Source organism: Shewanella chilikensis (assembly GCF_002836945.1).
Classification (GTDB): Bacteria; Pseudomonadota; Gammaproteobacteria; order Enterobacterales; family Shewanellaceae; genus Shewanella; species Shewanella chilikensis.
Genome location: NZ_NIJM01000093.1, coordinates 1 through 3,603, shown reverse-complemented (window position 1 = coordinate 3,603; position 3,603 = coordinate 1). Strand labels below are relative to the sequence as shown.

Below are 3,603 nucleotides of genomic sequence, written 5' to 3'. Positions count from 1 at the left end.
GTCTGCGAGGAGACTTGTCCATCCTTTTTATAGACAAACGCCCTAAGCCAAATCGGCCTAGGGCGGTAAAAATATCAAAGACCCGATATCCTGTTAATCACAAGGCAGCTCCGCTTAAGTGAACTACGTTGGCTTGAATGCGGGCTTTCCAAGGACAGTAATAGCTTGGCTGTCAGTCAAAGTCCAGCTCATCTGCCGACACTCCCACTCCCAGTTCACGGGACAGGGCCATCTGCTCTCGAATATCCTCTATTCGCCTGCGAGCCGCGCTTATCCGCATATCTTTTTTACTGACCCGGTTATTGGATGTCAGAGTTCCCTCTTGGGCCGCGTCGCTCTTGCCTCTACTCAAAGATTGATTAAATGACATGGTCTTCCCTTAACCTCACGCCGGTTCTTTACCGCCTCCTCAAGAGCACTTCCCGCACACTTGGAGCAGAGCCGGTAATCCGGAATTTAAACGATACATCCGGTGTTAAATATACCGGAGCCCCTCACATCATGCCTTATTAAAGAGCCTGTTCCTATCGGAAAGTTCCCATATTTTAATTCCGTTAAGCAAAAACTCAGGCGTATAGAAAATAAACAAAATGCAAACTCTCAATTAATTAACGCACGACACACCTTACTAAAGGCATAGAAACATTTGCTTACTATTATCATTGATGCAAATTTGTTTAAATTGAAACATATATTCAACAAAATATTTTATAGATCAATAACATTTAAAATAACTAATTGATTTTAATCAATTAACTATTCACCCTCACCTTGTTCTGTAAGTGTTAAAAATAAATTAATCTTAAATTAATAAATATAGCAGAGTGTTGCCAAATTTAGGTTTAAATTGAATTATATCTTTGTCAATGAAACATTTGACAAACAAAATAAAAACATAGCCAAGCATGGCAGTTTACAATAATAATCAAGGAGAGAGATATGACATCCATATCTACAACAGCCAAAGCCGTTCGCTTCGGCCTTATGGCTGCTGCAACCAGTATCGCTTGTACAGGTTTCAGTTATGCTGAAGATAAACCTGAAACATTTGAGCGTATTGAAGTCACAGGTTCAAAAATCAAGCGTATCGGAGAGATAGCACCAACACCGGTCACAGTGATCACAGGCGATGGCCTTATTGAAGCAGGTGTTACCAACGTAGCAGATCTGCTGCACAAGATGCCTAATACCCTGGTTGGTCTGTCACCGGAAACCACCAACAACACTGTTTTTGCCAGTGGTCTGAATAACACTGACCTGAGAGGACTGGGTTCCAACCGCACTCTGGTGCTGGTTAACGGCCGCCGCTTTGTAGCCGGTTCGCCAGGCTCAGGCGCCGTGGATTTAAACAACATCCCTACCGCCATGGTTGAGCGCATCGAAATCACTACAGGTGGCGCGTCTGCTGTTTATGGCTCTGACGCCATTGCCGGGGTGGTCAACATAGTGACCAAAACCAGTTTTGATGGCTTGGCTATCGATGCTTCTACCACCCGCCCCACCGAAGATGGGGGTGAAGAAGAATATGCCTCGCTGACTTTTGGCTCTGACTTGGGTAAAGCCAACTTTGTGACCAACATCAGTTGGTCACGTCAGGGGCAGATTTCATACATGGACAGAGAATTCCTGCGTGAAGCGCCGATTGTGGTGCGAAATCCCAATGCCAATGGCCCGAATGATCCGCAAGCAATAATGTGGGGCCATGGTCAACAGGTACTGGCTTCATACAGCAAGACAGGCACTTTTGAATCCAATGGCACCCGCTATACCTTCAGCGATGACGGTCAAATTCGGCCAATGGATCTGGGTCAGCCACTGCCGCCGCTAACCAGCGGCCGGGTGGACTATCTCGGTGGTGAAGGCTACAACTTTGCCGAGAACTCTTTCATCAAGACGCCACTGGACAGGATCAATTTCTTTACTGTGATGAACTATGACATCAATGATGATCATAAATTTACCATGGAGGCCAGCTACACCAAGTCCGAAGCCTATGGTGAAAGCTCTCCTGCCTTCCTCAGTTTCAAGCTCTATGATGATAACGCCCTACTCTCTCCTGAAGCGGCGGCTTTGGTGACGGCCGGTGAAGAAAAACCAGGTGAAGGGGTAAACTTAGGCTATCTGGCATCTGATTTCGGCAACCGTAAATACAGTCAGGACAGAACTACAGCAAGATTGGCACTAGGTGTTGACGGTGCACTGTCCGATACCTGGTCCTATGATGTTTACGCCACTGTAGGCCATGTTCAAGCCGACACCGAATGGTACGGTGAAATATTCGAGCAGCGCTTCTATGACTCTGTCGATGTGATCAAAGATGCCGACGGTAATCTGGTATGTCGTGACGAATACGCCAGAGCCAATGGCTGTAAGCCACTGAACGTATTTGGCCGCGGCCAATATGATGAAGCTGCCTATAACTGGGTCAGCACAGATGCGATTCGTCGCTCATCAATCGATCAATACGTTGCCGGCGCCTCTGTCAGCGGCGATCTATTTGAACTGCCTGCCGGCTTTATCGCTGCTGCATTCAGCGTTGAATATCGTAAGGAAACGGCTGAAACTCTGCCGGATCCGGCAATGCGCGACGGTTTATTATTTGGAAACCAGTCTCAACCACTTTATGGTGAGTTCGATGTGACCGAGGCATCAGCCGAATTGTCCGTCCCGCTGCTGCAAGATGTGATCTTGGTTCAGGATCTGACACTGGAAACCGCGTTCCGTTATATGGACTACTCCTCCTCCGGCTCTGATACTGCCTGGAAAGTCGGCATCAACTGGGCGCTGAATGACGATCTGCGCATCCGGGCCAACCGCTCCAAATCTGTACGGGCACCTAACATTGCCGAACTGTACAACCCATCCAGCCAAACCTTCCGCACCATCAACGATTATTGTGCTACCAGCTTCAGGAACAGGATCAACCCGGACTATCTGGACAATGTGTTGGCCAACTGTGCCGCTCAAGGGATCCCGACTGACTTTGAACCTTCCCAGGACTGGTACGGTTCAACTCGTCCAGGCTTTATTGTAGGTAATCCGGACCTGCAGAACGAAGTTGCAGATGACATCACTCTGGGCTTTGTATACACCCCATCTTACCTGGAAAACTTCAGCCTGACAGTGGATTACTGGAAGTTTGACATGGAGAACGTGATCAACAGCTTCAGCGGTGCCGAAGTAGTTAAGTACTGCTATCAGTCAAGCAGCACAGATAACGACTTCTGTCCTTTGCTGGAACGTGATCCCGATACCCATGAGATAGTGAACTACTACGAGAAACCGGTTAACTCGGCATCCAGTGTTACTTCAGGTTTCGATATTGAAGCCAACTATCGCCTTGAAACCGGTTTCGGTGACTGGGGCTTCCGCCTATTCAGTACTTATCTGGAAGAGCGTTCATTCAACCCGACCGGATTCGCCGATGATGAAGTTAAATCGGCAGGTGAGCAGTCCCGTCCACGCTGGCGTCATCGATTGACCACAGACTACACCTACAATGACTTCTCGGCCGTGTTGACAGCCAACTATCGCAGCGACACAGTGCGGGATAACGAATGGTCACCCAATCAAAACAACTATAACGACATCCCGTCTTATACC

The 3,603-nt window shown here is 47.8% G+C and carries 2 protein-coding genes; one reads left to right on the top strand and one right to left on the bottom strand.

Going from position 1 to position 3,603, the window contains the following annotated elements; genetic code table 11:
- Positions 1-172: 172 nt before the first annotated feature.
- The gene (locus CX651_RS19540; protein WP_101057778.1) at positions 173-370 is read right to left on the bottom strand and encodes a PA3496 family putative envelope integrity protein; all 198 of its coding nucleotides are present in this window, start codon (positions 368-370) and stop codon (positions 173-175) included.
- Positions 371-939: 569 nt separating this feature from the next.
- Between CX651_RS19540 and CX651_RS19535 the strand changes: the two genes are divergently transcribed.
- The coding region (locus tag CX651_RS19535; protein WP_101057777.1) for a TonB-dependent receptor plug domain-containing protein at positions 940-3,603 on the top strand (2,664 nt) is incomplete at its 3' end.

Bases quoted from the DNA above. Each gene is read 5' to 3' on its own strand.
- CX651_RS19540 (WP_101057778.1), bottom strand. From the start codon at position 370: ATGTCATTTAATCAATCTTTGAGTAGAGGCAAGAGCGACGCGGCCCAA.